Source organism: Pseudomonas sp. JC1203 (assembly GCF_056175065.1).
Genome location: NZ_JBWCAM010000019.1, coordinates 1 through 15548 on the forward strand (window position 1 = coordinate 1; position 15548 = coordinate 15548).

Below are 15548 nucleotides of genomic sequence, written 5' to 3' on the forward strand. Positions count from 1 at the left end.
TGTGGAACTCGTAGCCTTCGAAATAGTGGCGGCGCAGGATGCTCTCGACGATTTCCGGCACGCTCTGCCGCTGGTAGATGCGGTACTGCTTGCCGCGCGCCAGCAGCGCCAGCTTGGGTTGCAGGGTGACTTCGTAGCGCGCCTCGTCGCGCGAGCCGGACAGCCGTCGGAAGCCGGTGATCACCCCGCGCACGCTGCGCAGCGGCTTGGGCGGCGGCACCACGTGGCCGCGGTACAGCGGTTTCACCGGCAACGGGAACAGGCGGAAAATGGCGTCGCAGCGCAGTACCTGTTCGGGTGAGATGTCCTGCACCGGGCTGGTGAATTCGATGCGGTAGGTGAAGCACTGGCTCAGGCGCTCTTCGCCTGCGAAGGCCAGTACGTCCAGGGGCGCTTGCAACTGGCTGATGCTGAGGCGGTGGCGGGTGTGGTCGAAGAGGATGCGCGGGGCTTCAGCCATGGTCAGGCCTCCTGGGTCAGCGGGTGATAGTGCGGATGCAGATTTCGAATACTTTGGTGCATCAGATACGGGCGCACGAATATAAAACTCGCCACCCCATACATCATTTACGGACAGGAATTGCTGCACACCGAACATCGCCGGTGCAACCAGTAAAGTGTTCGACTCTGTATCTGTTGCGCCGCGTAAAATGCGGGCAAACCCCTTGATAGATGAGCAAGAAAAACTAGGGCAAGATTGCGGGAATTACTACCCTATACCGCCACTAGAGAGGCATCCCACGAAGCGAGTTGATAATTCCTACAGATAGCGCCCGCAGACTTGACGAGTTACAAACCGCAATACAAAAAACAAGTAACAACAATTAAGCAACATATTGAAACCAGACAAAGAACTGAGATAGTTAAAAACAAAACAAATAGGCCAACTGGGAATCAATAAATGTGAATCCCGCATCGAAGGAATACTGGAGATAAACGCCGTGCTCGAAGGCCAGCGCAGCCTGGCGGCAGCGGCTACGCAGCCGGCAGGTCAGGCAGGTTGATAATGACTCGGCGCATGCCCCAGTTCGCGCTTGAACATGGCGCTGAAGGCGCTGGGGCTCTGGTAGCCGTGTTCCAGGGCCACTTCGAGAATGGATTTGCCCGAGGCCAGGCGTTGCAGGCTGAGGATCAGCCGCGTGCGGGTGCGCCATTCGCCGAAGGTCATGCCCAGCTCACGCTGGAACAGCCGCGCCAGGGTGCGCGAGCTCATGCTGCTCTGGTCGGCCCAGTCCTGCAGGCAGGACTCGCGCGACGGGTCTGCGACGAAGGCTTCGCACAGGGCCTTCAGCCGTGGCTGGCTGGGCAGCCGCACGTGGGCGGCCAGCGGCGGCGCGGTTTGCAGTTCGGCGAACAGCAGGCCCAGCAGGCAGTGGTCACGCCCCTCGCGCTGGGCCTGGCCCAGGCTGCCGATAGCGGCCAGGATCAGCTCACGCACCAGCGCCGTCACCTGCACCACCTGGCAGGCAGGCACGGCGAAGCCCAGCGCCGTGGGGTCGATGAACAGCGTGCGCATGCGCACCTCGCCGGTCATGCGGATGTCGTGTTCCACCGCCGCCGGTACCCACAACCCGTGGCCCGGCGGCACCACCCAGCTACCCTGGGCGGTCGTCACGCGCATCACCCCGCCGATGGCATGGATGAACTGGATCTGCGCGTGGCAATGGGGGGCGATCACCTCGCCGTGAACATAGTCGTCGGCGCAGGCCTGCACGGGGTAGCGGTCGAACATGCTGGCGTCAGTCCCGATGCGGCCGAGGGATGAGCGCCTGCAGCTGTTGCGCCAGGTAGTCGGCGGTCAGCGCGTGGGTCTCGGCTTCCTTGACGCCACGGTCCTTGCGCCACTGCCAGTCCTCGGACGGCGGCGTGCACACCAGGCTGATGCTGCCGTAGCGGTCGGAGGTCAGGCCCATCACTGCCAGCGAGATCACGCCCTTGGCGCCCATTACCTCGGGCACGAATTCAACGCTGCGCAGCGCCAGGGTAATACTCAGCTTGTGGCTGGCGAAGGGCGACAGCGGCGCCGGGAAGCTGGCGTTGGCGGCCAGGTAGGGCTCGCGGCTGATCTCCACCAGGCCGCCTTCGCGCAGCGGCTGCAGCCACTGTTCGATGCGCTGGTACAAGGCATTGATGCTTTGGGTCCAGTGGCTGCACTGGGCCTCGAACTGCTGCTTCTTGTGTTCTTCACTCAGGGCGTATTGTTTGAGCATTTCGCCCAGTTGCTGGACTTCGTCCATTGCCGTCTGTCTCCTCAAGGTGCCGATGCCAGGTGCCGGCGCAAATCGCCAACAGCCTGTTCGACCGTAGCACTGTACCCTGCCCAGCTGGCCGCCAGCATCAAATTGCGCGGCAGGTTGAAATCTTCCACCGCGAAACCCTGGGCGTCATAGCCCTGGACATCGTGGGGCACCTGTTCGCGCAGGCTGCGGTCGGGGGCGAAATAGGCCCACACCGGCTTGCCCAGGGCCACTGCCAGGCCTACTTCGAAGGCAGTGCCGGAGTCCGGTTCCTGGCCGCGAAACACATTGAGATTGGCCAGCACCGCGTCGCTGCGGCGGATCATCTCGATGTTCTGCGCACAGATCCAGCGCGCCGCCGGCAGCCCCGCAAGGCCCGCGGGCAGGTCGTTGTCGAAGGGGTAAAGACCGTCCAAGCCCTGCTCGGCGCACAGGCTCTTGAGGTATTGCCCGTAGGCCACGGCATCGCGGCGGAATACATCGAAACCGGCCAGGTACACCGGCCTGCGCGGGGTCATGAATAGCCTCCTGAACATCAGTACACCAACCGGATGGCGTTCACCGCCTGGTAGGTGCCAGGTGAACCCTGGCGCCCCGGCTGCATGCGCGCGTACACCGTGTAGGTGCGGCTGACGCTGGCGTGGGCGGCCAGGGTGTAGCTGTCGCTGGCGAAGGCCTGGCTGCCCACGATCGGCTGCCGGCCGTTGGCCGTGAACAGCTGATACTGGGCCGTGCCGCTGCCGTTGCGCAAGCTCTGGGTGGTGCTGCCGTCGGTGTCCAGGTACAGGCTGTAGCCGACGCTGGCGGCACTGGCGCCCGCCTGGCAGGTGACGGTGACGCTGGCGGTGCTGGTGCGGCTCTGGTCGGCGATGCCGGCGACACTGCCGAACAACAGGGGTGTCGACGCCACCGAGCAGCTGTAGGCCAGCGCGGCGGGGCTCAGGGGTAACAGCATCAGCAATAACAGATAGCGCATGGCGCAAGGTCCTCATTGGCAGGTCAGGGGGCCGATGTCGGGGATACGCCCCGGCTCGGCGTGGTAATCGAAACGGGCCGTGCACGCCGGGCGCCCCGCGGCTTGCACGCGCACCTGGTCATGGGCGGCCACCTGCTGGAAAAACACCTCGCCGTCATAGCCCACCACCGCTTGCTCGCCGCTGGCCACCAGGGTGGCGGTGGCACCCACGGGCAGTGCGTGCTGGCGGGCGTCGCGCAGGTGCAGGGTGGCGTTCTGGCTGCGATGCACGGCGAAGTGCGCGCGCACCGCGCTGCGGTCGCCGGGCGTGAGGTGCAGCTGGTCGGTGCCCAGTTCGACGTCCAGCGGCACGTCGCCTGGTTCGATGGACAAATGGTTGTCCTCGAAGGCGCGCAACTGGTCGACGAACAGCAGGCCGTTGCGGTCGGTGCGGCCCAGGTCACGGTTTTCCTGGCGCACGGTGACGTTGGCGAGGCCATCGGTGTCCACCAGGGCGAAGGCATCATCGATGGTGTTGGAGGCGAACAGGTGGCCGCCGAGCAGCGTCACCGCGCCCTGGGCGCCGGCGCGCCAGTCGGTGCTGGCAGCGGTGCGCTCGGTCTCGCCACTGACCAGGCCATAGGGCGATTTGTAGCTCAGGGCCAGGTCGTCGCGGTCCAGGTCGCCGGTCTCGTGGGCCACCCGCCAACCCAGGTCCCCGCGCTCCACCGCCGGGCGTTCGGCCTGCACGGTCTGGTAGCTGCTGTTGCCACTGCGGTTGCTGCTGGCGCTGAGGGTGGCGCCGTCACCGAAGGGTATCGACAGGCCCAGGAACAGGCCATTGCCGGTAGTGCCGGTGTAGTCATGCAGCGCGGTGATCGAGCCGTAGGCGCCCCAGGGCAGCGGCCGCGAATAGGTCACCGACAGGGCCGTGGTCTGCACGCTGCTGGAGGTCAGGGCGTAGTCGTCGTAGATGTTCACGCGCTTCCTGGTGAACACCACGCCCAGTGAGCCCATGCCCGGCAGCGACCAGCCCAGGTTGGCGCGCAGGCTGGTGCCGGGGCGATCGTCACCGTTGGCCGAGGCCAGGTCATTGAAGGCATGGTCGGCACGCAGCACGCTGAAACCTGCGTTGAACACGCGGCTGGCATGGCTGAAGCCGATGCCGTACTGCTGGCCGGCCTGGCCCTGGTACTGGCTGCCGGCCAGCGACAGGTTGAGCACGCCCACCTGGCCCAGCAGCCAGTCCAGCCCTGCCCCGCCCATGGCCAGGGTATCACTGGCTTCCAGGTGGCTTTCCCATGTCAGCCGGTCGCTGGCGCCGTGCCGCCAGCTGAACGACGCCGCGCCCTGGGCGTAGTCGGCGGACTGGCTGGCGTAATGTTTGCGCACGCTGCCGGCTTCCACGGACACCGCATCCAGGCCGGGGCTGAGCAGCAGGCTGCTGGTGTAGAACGGCAGGGTCTGGGTGGTCTGCCGGCCGCTGGCGTCCTTGACCACCACGGCGATGTCGCCGCTGCCGGTGGCCACCGGCAACTGGCTGGCTTCGAACGGCCCCGGCTCGACCTGGCCGCTGAGCTGGTGCAGGCCGTTGACGTAAATGTCCACCGAGGAAGGCACCGCCACGCTGGAACTGATGCCCGGGCGCGGGTAGGTGACCAGATCCGGGCGCAGGCCGAAGTTGGTAGCCATCTGCAGGCCGGCCAGGCGCACCGGGCGGGTCCAGCCGAGCCCGCCGTTGACCACATCACCCACCTTCCAGCTGCGCAGGTGGTCAAGGTCGGCAAGGCTCCAGGTGGTGTCCAGGCGCACGGTGCTGTCCAGGGTGGGGCTGCGGGTCTGCAACGTGCTGGTCTCCAGCACGCCGGGGCCGCCCAGCAGGCGCAAGGTGGCCAGGGTGCTGGTGCTGGCCTGGCCACTGGCGCGGGTGTATTGGGTGTCGTAATTGAGCACGGCGGCAGGGTCGCTGCGCAGGCCGCTGGCCTCGGGGCGAGCGGGGTCGTGGCGCAATTGCTGGGCGACCAGGTCGCGGTCGGGCAGCTCCAGGTAGAGCCGCTGGGCGGCCTGGTCGTAACGGCAGTGCCCCCCTGCCAGTTGGGTCAGGTCGACCTGGGCTTCGGCGTTCTGCGGGCGGCGAATGCCCAGCGCCGCCAGGTCATCGGCGGCTACCAGCAGTTGCCCACCCTGCGCGTCCACTTCCTGGGCAGCGGCGCGGCTGCGGCCGTTCACCAGCACTTCCAGCAGCAAGGTGTCGGCATGCGCCGACAAGGGGCTGGCCAGGGCCAGCAGCAACAGCAGGCGCCGGCAGGGCTGGGTGTTCAACGGCCCTGGTCGAGGGTCAGCCAGCTGTCCATTGCGCTGCCGCGGCCGCTGGTGGTCAGGTGCAGGCGCGCGCCGGCCTGCAGCGGTTGGGCCGCAGCCTTGATCAGCCAGCGGCCATCCTGGCCGGCCAGCAGGTAGGGCAAGGCCGGGCGGCTGAGTTTCAGCGCGTGGCCATCGGCTGCTGCCAGGCTCAGGTTGGCCAACTGCGCGTGGGCCTGCCCGGCATTGTGCGCCAGCAAGTACCACTGGCCGTTGTCCTGCACGGTGCGCCATTGCACGTCGGCCTTGGCTGGCCCTGCCGGGTTGGCGAACACCGGCACCGTCAGGCGGAACGCCAGGGCGACTTTGCTGGGGTCGGCGTCGGGCAACTGGTCGAACACCACGCGGTAGGCTTGCTCGGTGGCACCGGTTGGCTGACGCAGCAGGATACGTATGGTCTGCGACTGGCCGGGGGCGATGCTGGCGAACGGCGGGCTGACCAGCAGCGCCTGGGTGGGCGTCAACTGGTCGGCATTGCCGGCCTGGGCCCATTGAAAGCTGCGCACCTGCACGCGGGTGACGCGGTCGCTGCGGTTGCTGAGGGTGAAACTGGCGGTGTGCTGGCCGGCGTCCAGCACCTGGGCGATGGGGATAATGTCCAGTGCCTGGGCGCGGGCCTGCGGCGCGAGCGCGCACAGGCCGGCCAGTGCACAGGCCATGGATAGGCGTGTGACAGGGTTCATGAGGGGGCTCGCCGACGGCTCAGTAGTTGACGGTGACAACCACGGTGTCGGAGTAGCTGCCGGTGCTGGCGGTCAGTTGGCTGGCAGGGATCTTGCCGTACACGGTGATCGCCTGCGCGGCGCCCGAGCCAGTGCCGGCCAGGGTGTCGGTGCCGGTGGTGTCGCCCCAGCTGGTGGCGTAGCTGCTGTCCTGGTACAGGCCATAGCTGAGGGTGGAGCTGCTGTCCGAGGCGTTGGTCAGCAGGCGCGCCGAAGTGGTGGCGTCGGTGCCGCTGCCCGCGCCCAGGGCGATGGTGTAGGGCGCATCATTGGTGCAGGTCACCGACAGGGCAGCGCTGGAGGTGACGGCGGTGCCGGAGTAGGAACCGAACGCCATGGCGCCGGCGGACACCGAGCACGAGGCGACCACGGTGGCGCTGACGCTCATGTCGGCAGTGGCGGTGGAGGCGTTGGCATTGCTGGCAAAGGCGATGCCCAGGCCGATCAGGGCGACAGCCCCGGCCTTGAGGAACTTGGAGTCGAGCATGGGGGAATTTCCTGCGAAAAGCGTTGCGTAAGTGGGCAGGTCCCGAGCGTCTGGAATGCCGCCTGGTGACCTTTTTCCAGCTTACGTGTCGAGCCCTTCGCAGGGGCGGCCAAACCGTTGCACATCCGGCCACAAGCGCGGCATATCCGGCCAATTCAGCCTTGCCAGCTGCAGATCCACACCACGCGGCCGATGACGCTCAGTTCCGCGTGGCGTTTTTGCGGCAATTGCAGGTCGCGGAACTGTTCATTGATGGCCAGCAGCAGCAGCGAGCCATCGCACTGGAATTGCACGCGCTGCACCCGCACCGCGCCGCCCAGTTCCAGCAGGTACAGGCCGTCACCGGCCAGGCCCGGTGCGCTTCGGTCGATCAGCACCGTGCCGCCCTGAGCCAACGGCGCGCAGCCCTGGCCACGGGGCACCTGCACCGCCAGCAGGCTGTGCTCGGCCAGGCCATGTTGCTGCACTTCGACTCGGTTCAGGGCCAAAGGTTCGATGGCCGCCACGCTGCCCGGCCAGGGCAGGCCGGCGGCGCAGGCCAGGGCCGGGTAGCGTTGCACCAGCACACTGTGGTCCGGGTTTGCGGGCAGCGGCGCCTGCCCGGCAATCAGCCAGTCCAGGCTCACACCCGCCGCACGCGCCATGGCCACGCACACCGCCAGGCTGGGCGCGCTGCCGCCACGGATGTATTTGTACAGCTGGGTCTCGTGCACACCAGACTGGCGCGCCAGGTTGCGCTTGCCGCCTAGCGATTCAGCTATATCGGAGATGCGCTGGCCCAGGCCGTCCAGGGACGGGCCCAGCGCCTCGATCACTGTCAATCCTTTGGCATCTACCGGGGAAGTAGCGCCGACCGACTGCTCCATCTTCATGCTGTTGAACTCTCAAGATGCATAGCTTTAAGGCTTGACCCTCTATAGCTAACTGACTATATTTTGACGTCTATGTTTTGACGGCGCGTCAATATCCCGTGTCAGCGCCAAAAGCGCGACCCGTAGATGACAGCCAATGGCCACATTTCTTCGCGGCCGCCGAAAATATTTCTGCCTTGAAGGTATTAACGGCACAGTTGGCCGGGGCTTGATTTTTTTGCACACCACCACCCACATTCCCTCCCCGGGCCCACGTGCCCAGGCGCCTGGCGCCGGCCTTGCCGTGCTGGGCGAAACCGTGCGGGAGATCGCCATCCTCAGCTACCCGGGCTGTTATGTGGGTGATGTGATAAAGCTGCTGGAGACCCTGCACGCCCTGGACCTGCGGCCTTGCTGCAACCTGCGCAGGGGCGCCAGCCTGCGGGCGCGGGTGTATTCGCTGGATGGCGCGCCGCTGCGCTCGCCGGGCATGCCATGGGTGAGCGTGCAGACCCAGCCCCTGGAGGCCCACCTGCCGCTGGCCCCCGACACGCTGATCATCGCCCATGGCCCTGCCCACGCCCTGGACAGCCCGTGCGCACCGCTGTTGCAGTGGCTGCGCCAGGTGCAGCCGGGCGCGCGGCGAGTGGTGGCGTTGGGTGCGGGGGTGTTCTGGCTGGCGGCGGCGGGGCTGCTGGACGGCCGCCAGGTCACCACCCACGGCGCCCTCAGCGCCTTGCTGGGGCAGCGCTACCCGGCGCTGCGGGTACACAGCCGCGGCAGCTTGCAGATAGACGGCCCGTTCTACACCACCAGCGAGCGCATGAGCGCCAGCGACATGGCCCTGCTGCTGTTGCGCGACCACTGCGCCGCCGTGCGCGGCCTGCCCTGCCCGCCCCCCGGCGCAAACCTGCAGGCACCCACCGCCGATGGCCCGGCCCTGCGCCTGTGCCGCTGGTGGCTGCCGCGCCTGGACCAACCGTTGAACATGGCCCAGGCCGCCGCCCAACTGCACACCAGCGAACGCACCCTGCGCCGGCTGCTGCGCCAGGATTGCGGCTGTTCACCCTATGGACTGCTGGTGTTATTGCGGCTGGACATGGCACGCCAGGCGTTGCTGGACAGCGACCTGCCGGTGGACAAGATCGCCCGCCGTGGCGGCCTGGGGGATGGCCAGCAACTGGCGCGGGCGTTCCGCAAATACCTGGGCCTGGCGCCCGGCGAATACCGGCGCACGCGAGTACCGGCGCGGCTGCACCCGGATTATGGAAGGCTGTTTGATGGGCTGCAGCAGCCGGGTTGGCTGCTGCAGTTGCGTTAGCCCACTCGCCCGTAGCAGCGGCCGTCAGGCCGCGTCACGGCTGGACGCAGCCTTCGGCAGCTGCTACGGGTGGGTTCGCGTTTTAGAGGGTGTAGACCAGTGCCGAAATGGCCACCAGGCCGACGATCACCACGAACAGGTTCGACAGCTTGCCGGCGTATTTGCGCATGGCCGGCACGCGGCGGATGGCGTACATCGGCATCAGGAACAGGATGGCAGCGATCACTGGGCCACCCAGGGTTTCGATCATGCCCAGGATGCTCGGGTTCAGGGTCGCCACCAGCCAGCACACCACCAGCATGAATGCCGCCACAACGCGGTCCATGGTCTTGGCGGCCGGGCGGCGGCCACTTTTCACGATCAGGCCCTTGAGACCTTCACTGGCACCGATGTAGTGGCCCAGGAACGACTTGGCAATGGCCACGAAAGCAATCAACGGCGCGGCGAAGGCGATGGTCGGGTTGCTGAAGTGGTTGGCCAGGTACGACAGGATCGACAGATTCTGTGCCTTGGCTTCCGCCAGTTGCTCCGGCGACAGGGTCAGCACGCAGCTGAACACGAAGAACAGCACCATCACCACCATCAGGCCGTGGGCACGGGCCAGGATCTGCGAGCTGCGCTGTTCGGCGTTGGCGCCGTAACGGCGCTTCTGGTCAACGGCGAAGGCGGAGATGATCGGCGAGTGGTTGAACGAGAACACCATCACCGGAATCGCCAGCCACAGCGTGTGCAGAAACGCCGATGGCTCAGGCACATTGCTGGCGGTGCTGAGGATGCCACCGGTCCAGTGCGGTACCAGGAACAACGCCAGCAGCAGCAGCGCGACGATGAACGGGTACACCATCAGGCTCATGGCCTTGACGATGAAGCGCTCGCCGCAGCGCACCACGCCCAGCAGGCCGACGATCAGCACCAACGCCAGCAGGGCACGCGGTGGCGGCTGCAGGTGCAGCTGGTGTTCGATGAAGCTGCCCACGGTGTTGGTCAGCGCCACGCTGTAGATCAGCAGGATGGGGAAGATGGCGAAGAAGTACAGCAAGGTGATCAGCGCGCCGGCCTTGGTACCGAAATGCTCTTCCACCACCTCGGTGATGTCGGCGCCTTCACGGCCCGACAGCACGAAGCGGGTCAGGCCACGGTGGGCGTAAAACGTCATCGGGAAGGCCAGCAAGGCCAGGATCAGCAGGGGCCAGAAACCGCCAAGGCCTGCGTTGATCGGCAGGAACAGGGTTCCGGCGCCGATAGCCGTGCCGAACAGGCCCAGCATCCAGGTAGTGTCGTGACGGTTCCAACGGCTCAGCGTCGCTTGTGGCGCCGCGTAGTGTTGGTCGAGGCTGTTGGCCTGTTCATTCATCCGGTCGAATCTCCGCTTGCCGGTTATTCATACGTGGCCGAGACGGGATGAAACATGAAGCAGGCAGCGCCCCAGCCATAAAAGGGGGGGCGATTGTCCGGGATTGTGCTTGAGAAGCAAAGACTTAGCTGAGCAACGGTCGCAAATGCGAGTGGTTTTCAGCGTGGCAGTTTGCCGCAGCCCTTCCATCCCCCTCCACACTTCCAAGCCGCGAAGGCCCATTTTTACTGGCGTTCCATCTACACCGTCGAATCGAAAAATCTCCATACAGAGTTTCGCCTGCTTCCCAGCAACTCAAGGCTTACCATCCCGCCCAATGGAGTTGCTGCTCAGGGAAGCCGTACGTGAATCTCGAAACACTCAGAAGTTTCCAGGATGCCGCCCGTGAAGCGGCGATACAGGAATTTACAACCAGACCGGTGCGTTACAAGCGGCCCCTGCTGGCCATGAAGGAAATCGATGGTAGCGCTGTGGCACAGTATGAAGCCTGGTTGACTGCGTATGACTTCGGCTGGGAGAGGGTTCTTGCATGGAAGACCAGGCCAGCCCACTTCGTGGCCCTAGACGTAGCCATCTGGTACGAAGGAACTCTGGCAGGGCTGTGCTGGGCGACGCCCAAGGCGAGCCGGGAGAAAATCTTTGTCCTGTACCTGGAGCGTAATCCCGACGACAGCCTGCCTACCCGTGGGTATATCGCACCGCTGGCGTTGAGTGCCGCGCGCAACTACGCCCTGCTGCTCGGCATGAATTATGTCGTTATCAACGACCCTAACCCCGGAGCGCGCGACGCTTATTATCAAGAGGGGTTTGAGCACGTCGCCGGAGTCGGTCTTGCCTATGACCTTCGGCCAACCTATGATGACCTTACCAGCGAGGTACATGAAGATGACCGCTAACGCCAACCCCAGAATCAAAGAAGAAGCACTTGCGAAGCTCGAACGCATCCAGCGCTCGCCGCACTACAGAAGCTTTTTCTCCGAGGCAGCAATTGATGCCTTTGCCAAGGTAGAAGGCTCGGTGTTCGCTGGCAAGGCGGGTAGCCGCACACCGGACGCTGACATTCCGCGCTGACTATTTTCCGAAGATCTCTAAAACCGGGCTAATGCCCGGTTTTTTGTTTCTAGCGATTTCAAACCTGTACCTTCGCCACAAACCATCCATTTTTCCCGCATTTACCGATACATTCGTGAAATCAACGCGACACAACCGGGCGCGATGCTGGTTGCTCGGATCTATCCGGCCCAAGAGCCCCCGCATGTCCAGCTTTCGTCTGCCGCGCTTCGCCAATTCCCTGTTCGCCCGCCTGTTCGGCATTTCCGTGCTGGCCATCATGCTCGCCCATTGCCTGGCATTCGTGTGGTTCCAGGCCTATGGCAAGCAGCAGGAAGACGCGCGCTTCCACGCCATGGAGCTGCGCGAGCTGGACCTGGACGAGCCCCTGCCACCGCCACCGCCGCGCACCCCGTTCGACGGCCCGATCGTGCCGCTGGTGATTCAGATCAGCACCCTGGTGGTGGCAGCCTGGTACTGCTCCAAGCTGCTGTCGCGGCCCATTCGTCACTTTAGCGCGGCGGCGGAGCGCCTCAGTGATGACCTTGATAGCCCGCCGCTGCCGGTGCTGGAATACGGCCTGCTGGAGGCGCGGCAGGCGACCCAGACCTTCAACCGCATGCAATGGCGTATCCGCGAACAGCTGCGCCAGCGCGGCTACCTGCTGGGGGCAGTGTCCCATGATCTGCGCACGCCGCTGTCGCGGCTCAAGCTGCGCCTGGAACTGCATGATGAAGCGCGCCAGCACATGGACATGCGCCGGGACATCGATGAGATGGTGAAACTGCTGGATGCGACCTTGGCATTGGTGCATGAGCGGCCGCAGCCGCCCTCCCTGTAATCGCAGCGCGGCCGGACGCAGCCTCGGCAGCTACGTCATCCTGGTTTCCGGCAAACCTTCAGGTCAACCCGCTGTAGGAGCGCCCTCTGGCCGCGAAGGCCTCACCGCGCAGGGCCAGAAATACTGCGGCGTCTGCTTCGCGGGCACGGCCCGCTCCTACAGGTGCCCAACAGACAGTTGCTGCTACGCAGGCCGCTGTAGCAGCGGCCACAGCCGCGTCTTGGGCGCCGCAGTGAGCCTGATGCACCGCGCATGCAAGACGCAGCCTGCGGCAGCTGCTACGTCATCGTGGTTTCCGGCAAACCTTCAGGTCAACCTGGCCCGCTGTAGGAGCGGCCCGTGGCCGCGAAGGCCTCACCGCGCAGGGCCTGAAATCATGCGGCGTCTGCTTCGCGGGCACGGCCGGCTCCTACAGGTGCCAGGCTGAAACCAACAGACAGTTGTTATCAGCACCGTTCCCGTAGCAGCGGCCGCCAGGCCGCGTCCCGGCCCCCACACCGAACTATTTAGAACTCACCGCCACCGCCACGGTCATCAGAAGACCTGCCCCTTGCGCGGTGAGCCCCATGGATACCTACAACCTCCAGCGTTTCGTCGAAGCCCAGCGCCCGGTGTTCGAGCAGGCCCTGCACGAGTTGCAGGGCGGCCAGAAGCGCACCCACTGGATGTGGTTCATATTCCCGCAGATCCAGGGCCTGGGGCGCACGGACATGGCGCGCCAGTTCGCCATCAGCGGTGCCGGCGAAGCGCTTGCCTACCTGCAGCACCCGCTGCTGGGCCCGCGCTTGCTGCAGGCGACTGCAGCGGTAGGGGCACTGACAGGACGAGCGGTCGGGCAGATCTTCGCCCCGCCCGATGACCTCAAGCTACGCTCGTGCATGACCCTGTTTGCCAATGCCGCCGATGACCCCAGCCCGTTCAACCAGGTGCTGGCGGACTTTTTCGACGGCCAGCCCGACGCCAAGACACTCGATGCCCTGGGCCTGTAGGCCGCTTGCCGGGCAGTCACCTCGCCAACTCACGTCGCCATCGACGCAGCCGCGGAGCCTTGACTGATGAACCTCATGCCACGCCACGCCCTGGAAACCCTGCCTACCCTGGCCGATGAACGGCTGCAGCGCTACCGCCAGGTGCGGCGCCATAGCGAACGCCTGGCCAGCCCCCTGAGCCCGGAAGACATGGTGGCGCAGTCGATGCCCGACGCCAGCCCGACCAAATGGCACCTGGCGCACATCACCTGGTTCTTCGAGACCTTCCTGCTGGTGCCCAACCTGCCCGAATACCGGCCGTTCGATCCCAGCTTCGTCTACCTGTTCAACTCGTACTATGAAGCCGTGGGGCCACGCCAGCCGCGGCCCCAGCGGGGGCTGATGACCCGCCCGGCGCTGGACCAGGTAATGGCCTATCGGCAATACGTCGACCTGCACATGGGCAGCCTGCTGGCCATGGACCTCGACGCCGCCACCCTGGCGCTGGTGGACCTGGGACTGGCCCATGAACAGCAGCACCAGGAACTGTTGCTGATGGACATTTTGCACCTGTTCAGCCTGTCGGCGCTCAAACCCGCCTACGACCCGGCCTGGCCCGCCGACGCCGCCGGCCGCGAAGGTCAGTTCAAGGCGCTGGACGGCGGCCTGGTGGACATCGGTCACGACGGCGACGGCTTCGCCTTCGACAACGAGGGGCCGCGCCACAAGGCTTACCTGGCGCCCTTCGAGATCAGCGACAGGCTGGTAACCAACGGCCAATGGCTGCGTTTCATGGCTGCCGGCGGCTACTCCACCGTGGGCCTGTGGCTGTCCGACGGCTGGGCCGTGGCCCGCGAGCATGACTGGCAGGCGCCACTGTACTGGCAGCAGGACGGCGAGCAATGGCAGGTGATGACCCTGGCCGGCCTGGTACCCGTGGACCCGGATGCGCCCGTCACCCACATCAGCTATTACGAGGCCTGCGCCTTCGCCACCTGGGCCGAAGCGCGCCTGCCCACCGAAGCCGAGTGGGAGCTGGCGGCCACCACCGGCCTGCTGGAGCAGGTGGACGATGTGGCCTGGCAGTGGACGCAAAGCGCCTATTGCGCCTACCCAGGCTTCCACCCGGCGCCATCGGCCGTGGGCGAGTACAACGGCAAATTCATGGTCAACCAGATGGTACTGCGCGGCGGCGCCAGCATCACCAGCCCCGAGCACTGCCGCCCCAGCTACCGCAACTTCTTTACCCCCGGCTTGCGCTGGATGTTCTGCGGCCTGCGCCTGGCCCGCGACGTGTGCCAGGACGGCCTGCACAACAGCGAGTTCGCCCGCGACGTGATCGCCGGCCTGTCGGCGCCGCACAAGAGCCTGTCGCCGAAATACTTCTACGACGCCGCCGGCTCGCAGCTGTTCGAGGCCATCTGCACCACACCCGAGTACTACCCGACCCGCGCCGAAACGCGCTTGCTGACTGACGTGGCGGCGCAGATCGGCGCGGTGATCCCCGACGGTGCGGCGCTGGTGGAGTTCGGCAGCGGCGCCTGCGACAAGATCCGCATGGTGCTGGACGCTGCGCCGCAGATCAGCGTCTACGTGCCCATCGACATTTGCCAGGACGCCCTGGACAACGCCGCCAGCAACCTGCGCGCGCATTACCCCCAGCTGGAAATAGCGCCGCAGGTGGACGACTTCACCCGCGCCCTGCACCTGCCCGACGCGGTCAAGGGCAAGCCACGGGTGGGCTTCTTCCCCGGCTCCACCATCGGCAACTTCACCCGGCCCCAGGCCGTGCAGTTCCTGCGCTCGGCGCATACGTTGCTGGGGCGCAACGCCTGGTTCATCGTTGGCGTGGACATGGTCAAGGCGCCGGCCATCCTGGAGGCCGCCTACGACGATGCCGCCGGTGTGACGGCGGCGTTCAACCTCAACCTGCTCAAGCGCATGAACCGCGAGTTGAACGGCAACTTCGTGATCGACGATTTCCGCCACCTGGCGCTGTGGAACGCCGAGTTGCAGCGCATGGAGATGCACCTGGTCAGCCAGCGCGAACAAGTGGTGCAAGTGGCCGGCCAGGCGTTTCACTTCGCCGCAGGCGAGCGCCTGCACACCGAGAACTCGCACAAGTTCACCGTCGAGTCATTTACCGAGATGGCCGCGCTGGGCGGTTGGCGCGTCTGCCACCAATGGATCAGCGCCGAGCCGCAAGTGGCGCTGTTCTGCCTCTGTTGACAGCACACCGGCGAGACGGGCGGGGCGACAGTCGTTTTGGCACTAAATATTCAAGCCAAAAACACTAAGACCGCCCGTCTCGGCTTTCTATAATCAATAAACTTTTATCGGCTTTGCCTTTCACAGTTAATGCAGGGCCACTGGCCTTGCACATCCGATAAAACAGAGGAAG

Annotated in this window: 16 protein-coding genes; 6 read left to right on the forward strand and 10 right to left on the reverse strand. The window is 65.5% G+C overall.

Translation table 11 applies throughout. The features are described 5' to 3' along the window. From AC0SZ7_RS24415 to AC0SZ7_RS24455, 9 genes are all read right to left on the reverse strand, one after another. Nucleotides 1-460 (reverse strand): contractile injection system protein, VgrG/Pvc8 family (locus AC0SZ7_RS24415; protein WP_475506787.1); only part of this gene is annotated, 460 nt, incomplete at its 3' end. 531 nt (nt 461-991) lie between these two features. Further along, nucleotides 992-1732, reverse strand: coding sequence for an AraC family transcriptional regulator (locus tag AC0SZ7_RS24420; protein ID WP_475506788.1), 741 nt, complete (start codon nt 1730-1732; stop codon nt 992-994). Between the two features lie 7 nt (nt 1733-1739). Then, nucleotides 1740-2237 (reverse strand): hypothetical protein, encoded by a 498-nt coding sequence (locus AC0SZ7_RS24425; RefSeq protein WP_475506789.1) that lies wholly within the window; start codon nt 2235-2237, stop codon nt 1740-1742. Between the two features lie 14 nt (nt 2238-2251). Next, nucleotides 2252-2755, reverse strand: coding sequence for a nucleoside 2-deoxyribosyltransferase (locus AC0SZ7_RS24430; RefSeq protein WP_475506790.1), 504 nt, complete (start codon nt 2753-2755; stop codon nt 2252-2254). 17 nt (nt 2756-2772) lie between these two features. After that, on the reverse strand, nt 2773-3213 hold the full coding sequence (locus AC0SZ7_RS24435) for a spore coat protein U domain-containing protein (protein ID WP_475506791.1): 441 nt from the start codon (nt 3211-3213) through the stop codon (nt 2773-2775). A gap of 12 nt (nt 3214-3225) precedes the next feature. Further along, nucleotides 3226-5514, reverse strand: coding sequence for a fimbria/pilus outer membrane usher protein (locus AC0SZ7_RS24440; RefSeq protein WP_475506792.1), 2289 nt, complete (start codon nt 5512-5514; stop codon nt 3226-3228). Further along, nucleotides 5511-6236 carry a fimbrial biogenesis chaperone gene (locus tag AC0SZ7_RS24445; RefSeq protein ID WP_475506793.1) on the reverse strand — a complete coding sequence of 242 codons (726 nt, stop codon included), beginning with the start codon at nt 6234-6236 and terminating at the stop codon, nt 5511-5513. The genes AC0SZ7_RS24440 and AC0SZ7_RS24445 overlap by 4 nt, the downstream gene beginning before the upstream one ends. Before the next feature lie 19 nt (nt 6237-6255). Next, the gene (locus tag AC0SZ7_RS24450; RefSeq protein WP_475506794.1) at nt 6256-6762 is read right to left on the reverse strand and encodes a Csu type fimbrial protein; all 507 of its coding nucleotides are present in this window, start codon (nt 6760-6762) and stop codon (nt 6256-6258) included. 155 nt (nt 6763-6917) lie between these two features. Next, nucleotides 6918-7634 carry a LexA family transcriptional regulator gene (locus AC0SZ7_RS24455; RefSeq protein WP_475506795.1) on the reverse strand — a complete coding sequence of 239 codons (717 nt, stop codon included), beginning with the start codon at nt 7632-7634 and terminating at the stop codon, nt 6918-6920. 217 nt (nt 7635-7851) lie between these two features. Here AC0SZ7_RS24455 and AC0SZ7_RS24460 point away from each other — a divergent pair, with 217 nt between their 5' ends. Next, nucleotides 7852-8934 (forward strand): GlxA family transcriptional regulator, encoded by a 1083-nt coding sequence (locus AC0SZ7_RS24460; protein WP_475506796.1) that lies wholly within the window; start codon nt 7852-7854, stop codon nt 8932-8934. An 82-nt stretch (nt 8935-9016) separates the two neighbouring features. Here the strand turns inward: AC0SZ7_RS24460 and AC0SZ7_RS24465 are convergent, their stop codons facing one another. Next, nucleotides 9017-10288 (reverse strand): serine/threonine transporter, encoded by a 1272-nt coding sequence (locus AC0SZ7_RS24465; protein ID WP_475506797.1) that lies wholly within the window; start codon nt 10286-10288, stop codon nt 9017-9019. Nucleotides 10289-10632: 344 nt separating this feature from the next. On the opposite strand from AC0SZ7_RS24465, the gene AC0SZ7_RS24470 reads away from it, so the two are divergent. From AC0SZ7_RS24470 to egtB, 5 genes are all read left to right on the forward strand, one after another. Continuing rightward, nucleotides 10633-11184: a hypothetical protein gene (locus AC0SZ7_RS24470; protein ID WP_475506798.1), complete on the forward strand. Its 552-nt coding sequence runs from the start codon at nt 10633-10635 to the stop codon at nt 11182-11184. Further along, complete coding sequence (locus AC0SZ7_RS24475) at nt 11174-11359, forward strand: hypothetical protein (protein WP_475506799.1); 186 nt, start codon at nt 11174-11176, stop codon at nt 11357-11359. Before AC0SZ7_RS24470 ends, AC0SZ7_RS24475 begins: the two co-directional genes overlap by 11 nt. Nucleotides 11360-11543: 184 nt before the next feature. Continuing rightward, complete coding sequence (locus AC0SZ7_RS24480) at nt 11544-12179, forward strand: histidine kinase dimerization/phospho-acceptor domain-containing protein (protein WP_475506800.1); 636 nt, start codon at nt 11544-11546, stop codon at nt 12177-12179. A 566-nt stretch (nt 12180-12745) separates the two neighbouring features. Then, complete coding sequence (locus AC0SZ7_RS24485; protein ID WP_475506801.1) at nt 12746-13168, forward strand: DUF1810 domain-containing protein; 423 nt, start codon at nt 12746-12748, stop codon at nt 13166-13168. Between the two features lie 66 nt (nt 13169-13234). After that, nucleotides 13235-15376 carry an ergothioneine biosynthesis protein EgtB gene (gene egtB, locus AC0SZ7_RS24490; RefSeq protein ID WP_475506802.1) on the forward strand — a complete coding sequence of 714 codons (2142 nt, stop codon included), beginning with the start codon at nt 13235-13237 and terminating at the stop codon, nt 15374-15376. The last annotated feature ends 172 nt before the right edge of the window (nt 15377-15548 follow it).